At 72.5% G+C, this 15020-nt stretch carries 17 protein-coding genes; 12 read left to right on the top strand and 5 right to left on the bottom strand.

Annotation, left to right across the window (positions count from 1 at the left end):
* Window positions 1-87: 87 nt before the first annotated feature.
* The 4 genes from LP52_RS03680 (at window position 88) to LP52_RS03665 (ending at window position 4172) form a co-directional block, all read left to right on the top strand.
* Window positions 88-1059, top strand: a complete 972-nt coding sequence (locus tag LP52_RS03680; RefSeq protein WP_238580716.1) for a sulfotransferase family protein — start codon at window positions 88-90, stop codon at window positions 1057-1059.
* A complete protein-coding gene (locus LP52_RS27605) occupies window positions 1056-1562 on the top strand; it encodes a hypothetical protein (RefSeq protein WP_040270729.1) in 507 nt (168 codons plus the stop codon). Before LP52_RS03680 ends, LP52_RS27605 begins: the two co-directional genes overlap by 4 nt.
* Entirely contained in the window at window positions 1559-2761 is a 1203-nt protein-coding gene (locus LP52_RS03670; protein ID WP_040270728.1) for a glycosyltransferase family 4 protein, read from the top strand. Before LP52_RS27605 ends, LP52_RS03670 begins: the two co-directional genes overlap by 4 nt.
* Before the next feature lie 226 nt (window positions 2762-2987).
* The gene (locus LP52_RS03665; RefSeq protein WP_040270726.1) at window positions 2988-4172 is read left to right on the top strand and encodes a MalY/PatB family protein; all 1185 of its coding nucleotides are present in this window, start codon (window positions 2988-2990) and stop codon (window positions 4170-4172) included.
* A 35-nt stretch (window positions 4173-4207) separates the two neighbouring features.
* Here the strand turns inward: LP52_RS03665 and LP52_RS03660 are convergent, their stop codons facing one another.
* The gene (locus LP52_RS03660) at window positions 4208-5293 is read right to left on the bottom strand and encodes an S-(hydroxymethyl)mycothiol dehydrogenase (protein WP_040270725.1); all 1086 of its coding nucleotides are present in this window, start codon (window positions 5291-5293) and stop codon (window positions 4208-4210) included.
* A gap of 252 nt (window positions 5294-5545) precedes the next feature.
* Here LP52_RS03660 and LP52_RS03655 point away from each other — a divergent pair, with 252 nt between their 5' ends.
* Both LP52_RS03655 and LP52_RS03650 read left to right on the top strand, forming a co-directional pair.
* Window positions 5546-6082 carry an NUDIX hydrolase family protein gene (locus LP52_RS03655; protein ID WP_040270723.1) on the top strand — a complete coding sequence of 179 codons (537 nt, stop codon included), beginning with the start codon at window positions 5546-5548 and terminating at the stop codon, window positions 6080-6082.
* A 370-nt stretch (window positions 6083-6452) separates the two neighbouring features.
* The gene (locus LP52_RS03650) at window positions 6453-7682 is read left to right on the top strand and encodes an MFS transporter (protein ID WP_238580715.1); all 1230 of its coding nucleotides are present in this window, start codon (window positions 6453-6455) and stop codon (window positions 7680-7682) included.
* A 75-nt stretch (window positions 7683-7757) separates the two neighbouring features.
* Here LP52_RS03650 and LP52_RS03645 read toward each other — a convergent pair whose 3' ends face one another.
* Both LP52_RS03645 and LP52_RS03640 read right to left on the bottom strand, forming a co-directional pair.
* A complete protein-coding gene (locus LP52_RS03645; protein WP_040270721.1) occupies window positions 7758-8048 on the bottom strand; it encodes a MerR family transcriptional regulator in 291 nt (96 codons plus the stop codon).
* Complete coding sequence (locus LP52_RS03640; RefSeq protein ID WP_040270719.1) at window positions 8045-8308, bottom strand: hypothetical protein; 264 nt, start codon at window positions 8306-8308, stop codon at window positions 8045-8047. Before LP52_RS03640 ends, LP52_RS03645 begins: the two co-directional genes overlap by 4 nt.
* 119 nt (window positions 8309-8427) lie before the next feature.
* On the opposite strand from LP52_RS03640, the gene LP52_RS03635 reads away from it, so the two are divergent.
* The 5 genes from LP52_RS03635 to LP52_RS03615 all read left to right on the top strand — a co-directional run bounded on the left by LP52_RS03635 (window position 8428) and on the right by LP52_RS03615 (window position 12267).
* The gene (locus tag LP52_RS03635; protein ID WP_040270718.1) at window positions 8428-8853 is read left to right on the top strand and encodes an Hsp20/alpha crystallin family protein; all 426 of its coding nucleotides are present in this window, start codon (window positions 8428-8430) and stop codon (window positions 8851-8853) included.
* A gap of 136 nt (window positions 8854-8989) precedes the next feature.
* The gene (locus LP52_RS25570) at window positions 8990-9307 is read left to right on the top strand and encodes a hypothetical protein (protein WP_052809385.1); all 318 of its coding nucleotides are present in this window, start codon (window positions 8990-8992) and stop codon (window positions 9305-9307) included.
* 271 nt (window positions 9308-9578) lie between these two features.
* The gene (locus LP52_RS03625) at window positions 9579-10190 is read left to right on the top strand and encodes a DUF4956 domain-containing protein (RefSeq protein WP_040270943.1); all 612 of its coding nucleotides are present in this window, start codon (window positions 9579-9581) and stop codon (window positions 10188-10190) included.
* Window positions 10187-11062, top strand: coding sequence for a polyphosphate polymerase domain-containing protein (locus tag LP52_RS03620; RefSeq protein WP_052809384.1), 876 nt, complete (start codon window positions 10187-10189; stop codon window positions 11060-11062). The genes LP52_RS03625 and LP52_RS03620 overlap by 4 nt, the downstream gene beginning before the upstream one ends.
* 188 nt (window positions 11063-11250) lie before the next feature.
* Entirely contained in the window at window positions 11251-12267 is a 1017-nt protein-coding gene (locus LP52_RS03615; RefSeq protein WP_052809383.1) for an LCP family protein, read from the top strand.
* Window positions 12268-12285: 18 nt separating this feature from the next.
* Here the strand turns inward: LP52_RS03615 and dhaL are convergent, their stop codons facing one another.
* Both dhaL and dhaK read right to left on the bottom strand, forming a co-directional pair.
* The gene (gene dhaL / locus LP52_RS03610; RefSeq protein ID WP_040270717.1) at window positions 12286-12912 is read right to left on the bottom strand and encodes a dihydroxyacetone kinase subunit DhaL; all 627 of its coding nucleotides are present in this window, start codon (window positions 12910-12912) and stop codon (window positions 12286-12288) included.
* Between the two features lie 430 nt (window positions 12913-13342).
* On the bottom strand, window positions 13343-14341 hold the full coding sequence (dhaK, locus tag LP52_RS03605) for a dihydroxyacetone kinase subunit DhaK (RefSeq protein WP_040270715.1): 999 nt from the start codon (window positions 14339-14341) through the stop codon (window positions 13343-13345).
* 74 nt (window positions 14342-14415) lie between these two features.
* Between dhaK and dhaM the strand changes: the two genes are divergently transcribed.
* Window positions 14416-14823, top strand: coding sequence for a dihydroxyacetone kinase phosphoryl donor subunit DhaM (gene dhaM, locus LP52_RS03600; RefSeq protein WP_040270713.1), 408 nt, complete (start codon window positions 14416-14418; stop codon window positions 14821-14823).
* The last annotated feature ends 197 nt before the right edge of the window (window positions 14824-15020 follow it).

The raw sequence follows: 15020 nt of genomic DNA, 5'->3' as shown, positions 1-15020 counted from the left end.
GGGCGAAACCCCGGTGGCCGGTCGGTCGCGGCGCCAACCAACTGAGTCCGTTCCCTTTGCTCCCAGTCGAAAAGAGCCATAAGTTCCATGAGCATGGATCTTCCACGCAAGATGAACTCGGCGCTCCGTGCGACCGTGGGCGTCGAGCTGCGCCGGGCCCCGAAGAAGAAGCAGGCGTCCGCTGCCGCCAAGGCCGAGCCGGCCCCCGCCTCGGCGAGCGCCAAGAAGCCGCCGAAGGAGAAGGTCCCCTTCCGCCCTCCGGAGAATCCGGAGCTGGACCGCCTGCTGGACCGCCCGGTCTTCGTCATCTCGCCGGTGCGCTCTGGATCGACCCTGCTCCGCCTGCTGCTCAACGCCCACTCGCAGCTGCACGCGCCGCACGAGCTGCACATCCGCCGCCTGGAAGTGCACTTCCGCACCAAGCTCTCCGAGCGCGCGATGGAGGCCTGCGGCCTGGAGCGCGGCGACATCGAGCACCTGCTCTGGGACCGCGTGCTGCACCGCGAGCTCACGCGCTCCGGCAAGGACTTCGTGGTCGAGAAGACACCGAGCAACGCCTTCGTCTGGGACCGCCTCGCCGCCTGCTGGCCCGACGCCCGCTTCATCTGCCTGCTGCGCCACCCGGTCTCCATCGCCAAGTCCTGGCACGAGGCCGACCCCGAGAAGCGCGACGCCGACGAGGCGGCAAAGGACGCGCTGCGCTACATGAACGCCACGCAGCGGGCGCGCGAGGGCCTCACCGACACCCACACCGTGTACTACGAGGAGCTGACGGCCGACCCCGCCGGCGAGCTGCAGCGCATCTGCGACTACCTGGGCCTGGAGTTCGAGCCGCGGATGCTGGAGTACGGCGACACCACCAAGGGCGACTTCACCAAGGGCCTGGGCGACTGGAAGGACAAGATCCGCTCCGGCAGCGTGCAGCCGGGCCGCGACCTTCCCACGGCCGACGAGGTCCCCGAGGCGCTGCGCAGCATCTGCCGCAAGTGGGGCTACCTCGACGACGAGGACACCGGTGCCGCCGGCTCCGGAGAGCGCGAAGGGGTGGCCGCGACGTGAACGCGCAACCCCCCGAACTCCGCGCGGAGGTCGCCGAGATCTGGCCGCGCGACGGCCGCGTCCGGATCGTGGGCGACTTCCACGGCGGCACCGACTCCGACTCCGACCCCGGCCGCTGGCACCTGGTGTCCGAGGTGCGCGGCACCGACATCCGGATGCAGCACGAACTCAAGGTCGAAGGCAGCCGTTTCGAGGTCTCGGTGCCGCTGGAGGACTTCGTCCCCCGCGGCCCCGATCCCTCGCCGGTCGGCGACGACGGACTGAAGTGGGACCTCTACGTGGTCCGCGATGACCGCCTCGACCAGGGCGCCGACGGCCGGCTGCGGTTGGGGCGCCGGCTGGACGACATCCGCAACAAGAGGAAGATCATGGTCTTCCCCGCCCAGGAAGCCGAGGACGACGGCGTGCGGATGACGGTGCGGCCCGTCTACACCGTCCACGAAGACCTTTCGATCGACTGCACGCCCGGCACGTCCGGCTCACCCGGCAAGGAATCGCCATGAGGATCCGCTACCTGCTGCTGAACGCCTACGGCACAGGCGGCACCATCCGCACCGTGTTCACCCAGGCCACCACCATGGCCGGGCTGGGGCACGACGTCGAGATCATCAGCACCGTCCAGCACAAGGACAAGCCCAACTTCGATCTCGACGAGCGGGTGCGGCTCAGCTCCATCGTCGACGTGCGCGAGCCCAAGGCGGACGCGCCCGCGCCCGGCCTTGTCGCGCGCTACCGCGCCGCCCGGCGGGAGCGGCTGCGCCAGCGCGGCGGCCGGATCGTCCCGCCCGGGGAGTTCGGCTACGAGGCGTTCAACCGCCATGTCGAGCGCGAGGTCATCCGCTATCTCAAGAGCGTCACCGACGGCATCCTCGTGACGACCCGCCCTGCGCTGAACATCCTCGCCGCGCGCTACGCCGACTCGCGGCTGATCCGCGTCGCCCAGGAGCACATGAACCTGGGTACCCACCGCAAGGACGTGCAGCGGGCGATCGCCCACTACTACCCGCGCTTCGACGCGGTCGCCGTGCTCACCAACCGCGACCGCGAGGACTACGAGAAGCTGCTGCCGGGAACCCGCCTCGTGCGAATCCCCAACGCGGTGCACTCGATGGAGCAGGAGCAGTCCGACCACACCAACAAGATCGCCCTCGCCGCGGGCCGGCTGGCCCCGCAGAAGGGCTTCGACATGCTGATCCCGGCCTTCAAGAAGGTCGTCGAGCGCCACCCCGACTGGCAGTTGCGCATCTTCGGGACCGGCAAGAAGAAGAAGGAGCTCCGGGCGCTCATCGAGAAGCACCACCTCTACAACCACGTCTTCCTGATGGGCCACACCGACGAAATGGAGGACGAGCTCACCAAGTCCTCCTTCTACATCCTCAGCTCCCGCTTCGAGGGGCTGCCGATGGTCGTCATCGAGGCGATGACCCACGCCCTGCCGGTCATCAGCTTCGACTGCCCCACCGGCCCCGCCGACGTCATCACCGACGGCAAGGACGGGATGCTGATCCCGCCCAAGAACGTCGACGCGCTGGCCGAGGCCATCTCGAAGATGATGGACGACCGGGAACTCCGCGACACCATGGGCGCCGAGGCGCTCAAGACCGCGCAGAGCTACGCCCCCGAGCACGTCCACATGATGTGGGAGGAGCTCTTCACCGACCTGGTGCGCACGTCCGGAAAGAGCGCCACGGCGGCCGCCTGACCGAAACGGGGCGCCGAGCCGCGCCGGGTCGGCGCCTGCGTACGCGCGAGGGACGCGACCGGCCCGCGCCGGCCCCGACCGGGCGGCCTACAGTGGGCGAAGGCGACGGGCGGCATCCACGCGGTGCCGCCCTCAGCCGTGTCCACCTCCCGCGGCCCCGCCCGGCGCGCCGCACGCCGACGGGCGGGCCCCTGCCGCGGGCGACCACGCCCGGAAAGGACGGCCGGTGAGCCTGGCGAGCGCGTTCGACGCGGTGACGATGGAGGACCTCCGCTCGCGCGGCGGCATCAAGTGGACGCTGCACGGCGAGGACACGATCGGTGCGTTCATCGCCGAGATGGACTTCGGCACGGCCCCGCCGATCACCGAGGCCCTGCACGCCGCTGTGGAGCGGAGGGATTTCGGCTACCTGCCGCCGCGCGCCGCCGCCGCGATGAGCGGCGCCTGCGCACAGTGGCAGCGCGACCGCTACGGCTGGGACGTCGAGCCCGCCGACGTCCACCCCATCGCCGACGTGGTCAAGGGCTTCGAAGCCGCCATCGAGCACTTCTCCCGCCCGCGCAGCCCCGTCATCCTGCCCACGCCCGCCTACATGCCGTTTCTGAAGGTGCCGCGCAGCCTGGGCCGCGACATCATCGAGGTCCCCATGGCCTTCGACGGCACCCGCCACGTCTTCGACCTCGACGCGATCGCGCGGGCGTTCCGCTCGGGCGGTCACCTGCTGACCCTGTGCAACCCCTACAACCCGTTGGGCCGGGTCTTCACCGCCGAGGAACTGGCCGGGCTGAGCGAGGTCGTCGAGCGGCACGGCGGACGCGTATTCGCCGACGAGATCCACGCGCCCCTGACCTACCCCGGGCACCGGCACGTGCCCTATGCCTCGGTCTCGCCCGAGGCCGCCGGCCACACGCTCACCGCCACCTCGGCCTCCAAGGCCTGGAACGTCCCCGGCCTCAAATGCGCGCAGCTGATCGTCAGCAACAGCGCCGACGCAGCGGTCCTGGCCGGGATCGGCCCGGTGCTCTCCCACGGCGCCGGCAACCTCGGCGTGGCCGCCGCCACCGCCGCCTATACCGCGGGCGGCGACTGGCTGGACGAGGTGCTCGCCTACCTCGACGGCAACCGGCACGAGCTCTCCGGGCTGCTGGGCGAGCACCTGCCCGAGGTGGGTTACACCCCGCCCGAGGGGACCTACCTGGCCTGGCTGGACTTCCGCGGCCTGGGACTGGGCGACAACCCCGGGCACGTGCTGCACGAGCGCTCCGGGACCGTGCTCGTCGACGGCCCCGACTGCGGCGAGCCCGGGCGCGGGTTCGCCCGGCTCAACTTCGCCACGCCGCGGCCGGTGCTGCGCGAGCTGGTGACCAGGATGGCGACGGGGGCGCGGGCGGGCGCCGAGCGCTCCGCCTGAGCCCCGGCGCCCGCCCCAAGTGAGGGCCAGGGGCCTTACATCAGAACGACCGAACGCAGCACGTCGCCGTGCTCCATCTTCGCGAACGCACCCTCGACCCCGTCCAGCGGAACGGTCTCGGAGACGAACGCGTCCAGGTCCAGCCGCCCCTGCCGGTAGAGGTCGGTGAGCATCGGGAAGTCGCGGCTGGGCAGGCAGTCGCCGTACCAGGACGACTTCAGCGCGCCGCCGCGGGCGAAGACGTCCAGGAACGGCAGTTCCAGCGTCATCTCCGGGGTGGGCACGCCCACCAGCACCACCGTGCCCGCCAGGTCGCGGGCGTAGAACGCCTGGCGGTAGGTCTCGGGTCGGCCCACGGCCTCGATGACGACGTCGGCTCCGAACCCGCCGGTCAGCTCGCGCACGGCCTCCACGGGGTCGTTCTCCCGGGCGTCGACGGTGTGGGTCGCACCCATGCCGCGCGCGGAGTCCAGCTTGCGCCGGTCGAGATCCACGGCGATGATCTTGGCGGCCCCGGCCAGGCGGGCGCCGGCGACCGCGGCCGAGCCGACCCCGCCGCACCCGATGACCGCGACACTGTCGCCGCGCCCCACCGCGCCGGTGTTGATGGCGGCGCCGATTCCGGCCATCACGCCGCAGCCCAGCAGCCCGACGGCGCTGGGCGCGGCCTGGGGGTCGACCTTGGTGCACTGGCCCGCCGCGACCAGGGTCTTGTCGCTGAATGCGCCGATGCCCAGGGCGGGGGAGAGGGGCGTGCCGTCGGTCAGCGTCATCGGCTGTTCGGCGTTGTGGGTGTCGAAGCAGTACCAGGGGCGGCCGCGCTTGCAGGCGCGGCACTGCCCGCACACGGCTCGCCAGTTGAGGACCACGAAGTCGCCGGGGGCGACGTCGGTGACTCCCGAGCCCACCGACTCCACGACGCCTGCGGCCTCGTGTCCGAGCAGGAAGGGGAAGTCGTCGCTGATACCGCCCAGCTTGTAGTGCAGGTCGGTGTGGCACACCCCGCACGCCTGCACGCGCACCACGGCCTCTCCGGGGCCGGGGTCGGGGATGAGGACGGTCTCCATCTCGACGGGTGCGTTCTTGGTCCGCGCGACGACCCCGCGCACTTCCTGGGTCATATGGCCCTCTTTTCGTTGCCGCCCTGTGGCCGGGGGAGCGGTGGCCCGCGACATGTGACGCGGACCGCTCCGTGGGGCCATGGTGGCCAGTCGCCGGGGCCGCGTCCACTACCTGTTTCGTTGAACGGGAACCGCGTCGCCCGATCGGCCCCGGAGCGCCGGTCCTGACGCGTGGCGGGCGCACCCGGCCGAGGCGGATGTGAGCCGTGACACCCGTCGGTGTCCGCGGGGCCGACGGGGTAGGACGGTGCCATGACAGATACGACGGACACCTCGCCCGGTTGGCTCTCCCGCACCGAGATCGAGGACGCGCGCGGACGCCTGCCCATCGTCTACGTCAACGCCGTCCCCGTGCGCGTGGACGGCTCCGGTGCGGTGACCAGCGTCGGGCTGCTGCTGGGTGTGGCCCCCGACCAGACCTTCAGCCGCTCGCTGGTCTCGGGCCGGGTGCTCTACCACGAGCGGATCCGCGACGCCCTGCTGCGCAACCTGGAGAAGGACCTGGGGCCGGTCGCGCTGCCGCACGTACCGGCCTCGCCGCAGCCTTTCACCGTTGCGGAGTACTTTCCCACGCCGGGCGTCACACCCTTCCACGATCCCCGGCAGCACGCGGTGTCGCTGGCCTACGTCGTGCCGGTCACGGGCGACTGCCGGCCCCGCCAGGACGCGCTGGACCTGGTGTGGTTCTCACCGGAGGAGGCGGCAGGCGAGAACGTGCAGCAGGAGATGAGCGGCGGCCAGGGCGTGCTGCTTCGCCAGGCGCTGGCCCACGTCGGCCTGATGCCCTGACCCCCGATCGGCGCCGCCCCCGCCGGAGCGGTCATCCGCTGCGTGCGGGGGCGGGCGCGGTCTCGCGCGGGCGGTCGGATACCGTGTTCCACTGTGATCCCAGGGTGACGTGTCGGATGCCGCAGTGTGGCCGCACGGGGGCGGCGCCGTGAACGCGGTGCCCCGCCCTCTCGCAGACATCCGATGATCATCCCGCATCCCGCCTCATGTCCCGCCCCGTCCGGTGCCCGCCGTATGCCGAAAGCAGGTGTCCGCGCTGTCCGCACGCCCTGAGACCGGCGACGAGTCCGCAACCGATTCCCCGGCCGATCCTCCGTCCGGCTCCGGTCCCGGAGCGGCTGCCGGCGCCGGCGGTGCCCGGCGCCCGGCCGTGGCCGTCGCACTGTGCGGGATCGTCCTCGCGCTGAGCGGGCCCGGCCAGACCGCCGGCATGTCGGTGCTGATCGACCACTTCATCCGCGACCTGGACGTCAGCCGCTCGGCCGTCTCCACCGCCTACATGATCGGCACTCTGTGCGGCGCGGTGGCGCTGCCCTGGATCGGCCGTGCCGTGGACCGGTTCGGCGTGCGGCCCGTCCTGGCGGTGGTCGCGCTGACCTTCGGCAGCTTCCTGACGCTGCTGTCGCTGGTCGAAGGGCTCGTCGGGCTGACGGTGGCCTTCGTGGGCGCCCGCGCGATGGGCCAGGGCGGGATGACCCTGGTGGCCACCACCGCCGTGGCCATCGCCGTGACCCGCAAGCGCGGCACCGCCGTCGGGATCACCACCGCGGTCGGCACGGCGGGGATCTCGCTGGTTCCCGTCGCCACCGAGCGCGTCATCACCGAGATCGGCTGGCGCGCGGCCGTCTTCGGCGAGGCGCTGGTGGTGTGGGCGGTCGTGCTGCCGATCGCGATCTGGGGCCTGCGCGGCGTGCGCGGGGGCAAGGGCGGCACCGGCACGCAGGGGGCGGACGGCGGCGGCAGCGGCGCGGCCGAAACCGCCTGGCCGCTTCGCTCGATCATACGTACCTCGATGTTCTGGCTGATCACCGGCGCCGTGGCCGCAAGCGGCCTGGTGACCACGGCGGTGTTCTTCCACCAGGTCTCCGTCCTCGGCGAGCAGGGGCTGACCCCCACCCAGGCGGCGGCCAACTTCCTGCCGCAGACCGCGGCCGGGCTGCTGGCGTCGTTCGGCTTCAGCGCCGCCACCGACCGCTTCTCCCCGAAGCTGCTGATCATGGGCTGCATGGCGATGCAGGCCGCGGCGCTGTGCATGCTGCCGATCGTGGCACCGGGAGTGACCGCAATCGTCTACGGAATGGCCCTGGGCGCCGGCGCCGCGGGGGCGCGCTCCGTGGAGGCGGCGGCGTTCCCGTACTACTACGGCACCGCGAGCCTGGGCACGCTGCGCGGGCTGACCCAGTCGGTGGCGGTCTCCTCCACCGCGGTGGCCCCGCTGCTGCTCTCGCTGGGCCACGAGCTGGCCGGCTCCTACCTGCCGCCCGTGCTCGCTCTGGCGGTGCTGCCGGGGCTGATCGCCGTAGCGGCCCCCTTCGCCCGCAGACCGCAACGCGGTCAGGCCGCGCCGACCGGGCAGGCCGACTCCCCAGCCCAAGAGTAGGAGGATTCGAGGTAGCCGCGCGTCCGCGTCCCGGCCTACCGTGCGCTCGCGGGCGGGCCGGGCCCGCGACCGTGCTCAGCCCTCCTCGGCTCCGCTGCTGCGCAACCGGGTGTTCTCCTCCTGCAGATCGAGGATGCGGGAGATGCCGGCGAGGTTGACGCCCTCCTCGGCCAGGCTGCTGATGCGGCGCAGCCGGGCGATGTCGTTGTCGCTGTACAGGCGTGTGCCGCCGCCGGTGCGCGCGGGGCTGAGCAGCCCGCGCTGCTCGTAGAGGCGCAGCGCCTGCGGCGAGATCCCGGCGAGTTCGGCTGCCACCGAGATGGTGTACAGGGCCCGGTCCGGCTCGGGGCGGCCGTCTGCGGTCATCGGCGGGGGTCCTTCCGCGGCGGGGGCAGCGCGCCGCCCAGCCGTTCCAGCGCGGCGCGCCGGGCGGGGACCGGCGGCTCGGCGGGCCCGTTCACGGTCACGCCGTGCGGCAGGGCGCCGGCGGCGGTGCGGGCGGCCACGGACCGCCCGCACGCGGAGCTTTCCGGCAGCGTACCGGGGGCGGTCGTGGCTGTGGTCTCCTCGCGGGCCGTCGAGCGGTCCGTGCCGCGAACCCCCTCGGGGCCCTCTGCGGAGGCCATGTTTCCTCCTGCCCAGGATTGAAACTTTCTCAGCGTCCGTGATGTTTATTCTCTCGGGTTCGTGGTATAAAACCTGCGTCTCCTCGCATCAGGTTATGTGAGCGACTTTGGAGGTGACCATGATGCTGATGCGTACAGACCCCTTCCGGGACTTCGACCGGATCACCCAGCGCCTGCTCGGCGACGGAGGCCAGCCCGTCGGTATGCCGATGGACGCCTACCGGGACGGCGACTCGTTCGTGGTCCACTTCGACCTGCCCGGTGTCCGGCCCGAGTCCATCGACCTGGAGGTCGAGCGCAACGTGCTGACCGTCAGGGCCGATCGGGCCGACACCGCCCGGGAAGGGCGGGAGATGGTCGTGGCCGAGCGCCCCTCGGGCACGTTCTCCCGGCAGCTGTTCCTCGGCGAGACGCTGGACGCCGACAACATCTCCGCCGAGTACACCGACGGCGTTCTTACGCTGCGCGTCCCGGTCGCCGAAAAGGCGAAGCCCCGCAAGATCAACGTCAGCGGAGGCAGCCAGGCGCGCCAGATCGACGCGTAAGACCCGCCACGCCGGGGCAGCCGCGAGGGCAGGGCCGCCGCGCACGGCCCTGCCCGACGCGTTCGTCCGCCCCGCACTCCGATTCGTGGATCCTGTCGCGGCGTCCCCGCTGCGATGGAAAGGAGGGCTGAGCCCGATGAACACCACACTTCGCAAGACCCGCGCCGCAGCCGAGCACGCCCTGCGCGGCGCCAAAACCGACGCCGCCCATCTGAGGCTGCTCGACCTGCTGCACGCGCTGAAGGCCTATGAGGAGGCCCTCGGCGGCGACTCCGCCGAGATCGGCCTCCGGCTGGAGCGCCTGCGCACCGCCACCGCCCGGGTGGCCGACGGCGTCCGCGGCTCGGGGCCGGTCCCGGTGTCCGCCGCGGCGACCGTCAGCGAACTCGACGAGGCGCTGGCCGGTGCGCTGTGGAGCGCGCACGGGCGCGAGCCCCAGCTGCTCGCGGGCTGACCCGCAACGGCGGCGGGGCTTCCGCCCCCAGGCGCGTCCTCGGGGGCGCGGCCCCCCGGCGAGAGTGTCCCGGTGCGCCGCCGCCGTGCCCCTGAGGTCTCGCTGCGGTCGGACCGAGCCCGCTCGGCCGCAGCGCAGCGCATCATGAAGCTTTCCTCATGATTCGCTCACCGCCGGTTCATGACGGCTTCGCAGAGTGGATGCCGGCGCCCCCTCCCACGGGAGCGGTCGCCCGTATCGAGCCCCACCACTTCTCGAAGCCGAGGTGCGCGTGAACACCGTCCTTTTGGCACTCGCCGTCGACGTGGTCGCCATCGTCGTCCTGGCCTGCGCGATCTACTACCGCCGGCACCGCCGCGCCGACCTGATGTTCGCCTACATCGCGCTCAACACCGGGATCTTCGCCGTCTGCACCCTGCTGATGGCCCAGCAGGCCGGCTTGGCGCTGGGCTTCGGGCTGTTCGGGGTGCTGTCGATCATCCGGCTGCGCTCCGACGAGATCAGCCAGCGCGAGGTGGGCTACTACTTCATCGCCCTGGCACTGGGACTGGTCAACGCCCTCGGCGCGGACTCGCTGCTCGTCATGGCGGGGCTGGACCTGCTGCTGCTCGGCACGATGTACGCCGCCGACCACCCGGCGCTGACCGGTCGCGCCCGGCGGCGCGTCATCGTGCTCGACGTGGTGCATGAGGACGACACGGCTCTGCGCGCCGACCTGGAGCGGAGACTGCGGGCGCCGGTGCGCCGGATGGTGGTCGAGAGGGTCGACTACGTGCGCGAGACCATGGTCGTGGACGTGCGCTACCGCGCGAGCGACCCGCAGGGGTCCGCGCGCCCGGGCACCGCCGGCCGCCCGGCGGCCCGGCCGGAGGTGCTGCGGTGAGCCCGGGTGCCGAGACCGCCGCCGTCGGGCGGCTCCCCGGGATCGGGCTGGACGAGGCCGCCGACCGCGCGGAGCTGCTGACCCGCCAGGACCGCAAGCACCTCGTCCGCCGCTCGGACCTCCTGCGCCTCGTCGACGCGCTGGCCGAGCGGCGCGACTGGGCGGTGCTGCAGATCGGCGGCGCGCGCGGCTTCCGCTACTCCTCGACCTACTTCGACACCCCCGACCTGCTCACCTTCCGCCTGCACCGGCAAGGCAGGCGCCGCCGCTTCAAGATCCGCACCCGCAGCTACCTCGACACCGGCGGCTGCTCCTTCGAGGTGAAGCTGGAGGGTGCGCGCGAGGCCACCGTCAAGCGGCGCATCGACCATCCCGCCGACCGCCGCCGCGAGCTGACCGCTCAGGCGCGGTCCTTCCTGGTACCGGTGCTGACCGAGGCCTACGGGATGCTGCCGCCCGCCGGGCTCGCGCCGCGGGTCGAGACGGCGTACTGGCGCCGCACCCTGGTGCGGCTGTCCGGAGCGGAACGGATCACCTGCGACACCGGGCTGGTGTGCAGCGCGGACGGTGCGGTGGCGAAGGCCGACGACGGGTGGGCGGTCGTGGAGTGCAAGTCCGCCGACGGCCGCGGCGAGGCCGATCGCATCCTGCGCGCCCTGAGCGCTCACCCCGTGCGCATCAGCAAGTACTGCCTGGCGGTCGGCGTGCTCTACCCGGGCATGCGCGCCAACCCGTGGAGCCGGGCGCTGCGCACCTGGTTCAGCGGTCCCGGCGGGCAGCCGGAGCCCGAACCGGTGCCGGTGCGTGCGGCCGGCGGCGAGCGCGGGCACCGGCTGCCGGACGAGGCGCCGGAGCCCGTGCTGTGCAGGTGAGCGTTCGTGCGGGCGGGATCGACCCCCGCGCGAACGGTCGCCGAATGCGGCGGCGCGCGGCCGGGCGCGGCGGCGTCCGCCCGTTCCCGTCGCCGAAAGCGGGTCCGCGGAGGGTGAGGACCGCGCGTCACCGGGAAAGCTGACAATCAAGGCGTAGTACTACGTACCGACGCGATCGGGACGGCGTCATGGTCGATTCGCACACCAGGCACCGGGGGAGCCGGCGGGCGCGGCGTGTGCTCGCCTCCGCGTTCACCGCCGTGCTCGTGGTGATCGCGGCCGCCGCCGGAACCGTGCTGTGGCGCGTCGGCGTCTACGACAGCAACGTCGACCGCATCTCCGGCGCCTTGCCCACCGATCGCGCCTCCGCCGAGGCCGACCCCGGCGAGAACTGGCTGCTGGTGGGTTCGGACCTGCGCGGCGACGCCACCACCGGCAAGTGGCGCAGCGGCAAGTCGGGCTCCGACGTGATCATCCTGGTGCACATGCCCGAGGGCGCCCAGCGCGCGTTCGCCATCTCGTTTCCGCGCGACTCCTGGGTGGAGATTCCCGGGCACGGCCGGGACAAGATCAACGAGGCCTACCGCCAGGGCGGTCCCCGGCTGCTGGTGAGCACTGTCGAGCGCCTCAGCGGCGTCGCGATCGACCACTTCGCGGCGCTGGACTTCCGCGGCTTCGAGCGGATGGTCGACGCGCTGGGCGGCGTCACGCTCGACCTGCCGCACGCGATCCACGATCCCACCAACGGCTGGCACTGGCCGCAGGGCGAAAACCACATGGACGGCGAGGAGGCGCTGCGGTTCGTCCGCGAGCGCAAGGGCCTCTCCGGAAGCGACATCGACAGGGTCGAGCGCCAGCATGTGTTCCTCAACGCGATGGCCGAGAAGGCGGCGAACTCCGGCCTGGCCTCCGATCCGCAGCGGCTCGACGCGTTCCTGCAGGCCGCCAGCGAGTCGCTGGCCGTCGACGACAGAGTCACCGCCGCCACGATGCAGGCGGCTGCGGCGCGACTGCTCGACGTCGGACCGGAGAACGCCGTCTTCGTCACCCTGGCGGTCGACAAGCCCGCATGGATCGACGGGAAGAACGTGCTGCGGCTGGACACGTCGGTCAACGACGGCCTGTTCGAGGCGCTGGAGCAGGACCGCCTCCAGGCCTACATCGACGAGCACGAACTGGCCAGCGACGCCGAGAGGCTGGGCTGAGCCCGGCGGAGCCGCGTGTCAGCCCTGTGCAGCCGCCTCGGCCAGGGCGCGCAGCACCAGTGCCGTGGAGACCGCACCCGGGTCCAGGTGGCCGATACTGCGTTCGCCGAGGTAGGACGCGCGGCCCTTGCGCGCCTGCAGCGGCTCGGTGGCACGCGCGCCCTCCTCGGCCGCGTCGGCGGCCGCGCGCGCCGCCTCGCTCAGCCCTCCTCCGGAGTCCACCGCCTTGAGGAAGGCGTCCACGGCGGGTGCCAAGGCGTCGACCATCGTCTTGTCGCCGGTCTGCGCGCCGCCCAGGCGGCGCACCTCCTCCAGCGCGGCGCTCAGTGCGGCGCCCACGTCCTCAGGCTCGACACGCTCGGCGGCCAGCCGCTTGCCCGCGGCGCGGAAGGCCGAGCCGTAGAGGGGACCGGAGGCGCCGCCGACCCGCGAGACCAGGGTGGTGCCGGTCTTGGTGAGCACCGCGCCGACCGAGTCGGGGTCCATCGCCTCCACGGCCTCCACCGCAGAGGAGAACCCGCGCCGCAGATTCTCGCCGTGGTCGCCGTCGCCGACGGCGGCGTCCAGCTCGCCCAGCCGCTCCCGTTCCCGCTCGACGGCCGCGTCGATGCCCCGCACCCAGGCGCGGGCGAGTTCGATATCCACCGGTGCCTCCCGATCCTCATGGCCTCTGCCGTGTCCCTACCCAGCACAGCATGCCCCGCTGCGGCGGCGTGGCGCCACGGACAGCCCTCTCGCCAGGCGCGCGAACGATCCGCAGGTCTCCTGCGTCCGCATGCGGTCACCAGGCAGACACCTCGCGAAACTCCCGGTCGCGTCGCTGCAGAGGAACGGATCCGGTCTGATCCGAACTTTCGGGGTTCCTCGTTCGCCGACGGCTGCGAGGGCCGGAACGGGTGCGCAGGACCCGGGCCGATACAGCCACTATGCCGCGGCCACGGAACGGGCGCGCTGGAACCGCGTCCAGTACAGCGGATATGGGGAGCACCCCCGTACCGGGGATGTCGGTTACGCGGACGCGCTCCGGGCGGCGGGGCCTCCGCCGCCCGGAGCTAGGCCTGCTTTCGAGGGCCGCTCAGACTCCCCACCGCAGTCCCGGGGTGTTGACCGGGGCGTCCCACAGGGGGAGGAAGTCCTCCTGCGCCTCGCACACCGTGATCGAGCAGCCGGCCATGTCCAGGCTGGTCACGTAGTCGCCGACAGCGCTGCGGACGATGGAGACCCCGCGCTCCTCCAGCAGCGCGGCCACCTCGCCGTAGACCAGGTACAGCTCACTGAGCGGGGTGCCGCCCATCCCGTTGACCACGACGATCGCCTCCGCGCCGCTCTCCAGCGGGCGGTCGTCGAGGATCGCGTCGACCATGTCCGAGACGATCTCGCCGGCCGAGCGCAGCTTCTCGCGGCGCCGGCCGGGCTCGCCGTGGATGCCGACGCCCACTTCGATCTCGTCCTCGGGAAGCTCGAAGCCGGGGCGCCCGGCCGAGGGCGTGGTGCAGGCCGTCAGTGCCACAGCGAACGAGCGCGATGCGGCGTTGACGCGGCGGCCCACCTCGGCGACCTCCGAAAGCGCGTCGCCGCGCGCCGCCGAGGCTCCGGCGATCTTCTCCACCAGCAGCGTGGCGCCGGTGCCGCGCCGGCCCGCCGTGAACGTGGAGTCCTCCACCGCCACGTCGTCGTTGACCAGCACCGTCTCGACCTGCAGGCCCTCCTCGCCGAGGAGCTCGGCGGCCATCTCGAAGTTCATCACGTCGCCGGTGTAGTTCTTCACCACCAGCACGGTGCCCTCGCCGCTGTCGACCGCACGCACCGCCTCGGTGGCCTGGTCGGGCACGGGCGAGGTGAAGATCTCTCCGGGGCAGGCGGCGTCGAGCATGCCTTCGCCGACGAACCCGGTGTGCAGCGGCTCGTGGCCCGAGCCGCCCCCGGAGACCAGCCCGACCTTGCCTGCCACGGGCCCGCGGGCGCGCGTGACCACCTTGGACTCCAGGTTGACGGACAGTTCGGGGTGTGCGGCCGCGAAACCGGCCAGCGCGTCGGTGAGGTAGGTGTCGGCGGTGTTGAGGAACTTCTTCATACGGCTCGCTCCCGCGGTGGCCTCGGCGGTGACGTGCGCCCTGGGGCGCTTCCCGGGAAGTAGCCTAGATCCCCATGGAAAACGATGGCGCCACTGTCGGAATCGTGCTCGTGTCGCACAGCGGGAAACTCGCCGAAGGTCTGGGCGAGCTGATCGGCCAGCTCGGATCTGCGGGCGGGTGCGTCTTCCGCGCCGGCGGTACCGACGAGGGCGGGATCGGCACCTCGTACGAGCGGATCGCCGCGGCCGTCGCCGAGGCCGACTCCGGCGCCGGCGTGGTCGTGCTGCCCGACATCGGAAGCGCGGTGCTCACGGCCCGGATGGTGCTGGAGGACGACTCGCGCCAGGACGTCGTGCTCGTGGACGCGCCGTTCGTCGAGGGCGCCGTGGCCGCGGCCGTCACCGCCTCCACCGGCGCCGACCTCGCCGCGGTCGCCGAGGCTGCCCGCGACGCGCGCGGGCAGCCCAAGTTCCAGGCCTGAGCCCGGAGCGCAGAGGACCCTCTCGGCAGCCGTCTGCACGGGGGCGCCGCGACCTCTGCGGCGGTTGTCCGCGCACGGTTCCGGGCTCCCGGCGATGGCGCGCGGCGTCTGGGACGGGGCGGGGTGGCGGCCGGGTTGTAGGCGGGTGGCGCGGAGCGCTTCGAGCTGGGGGAGGCGGGCGGAAAAAGCTTTGGCGC

The organism is Streptomonospora alba, from assembly GCF_000826685.1.
Classification (GTDB): domain Bacteria; phylum Actinomycetota; class Actinomycetes; order Streptosporangiales; family Streptosporangiaceae; genus Streptomonospora; species Streptomonospora alba.
Note: the sequence above shows the minus strand (reverse complement) of the source record. Positions and strands in the feature narration are given on the sequence as shown.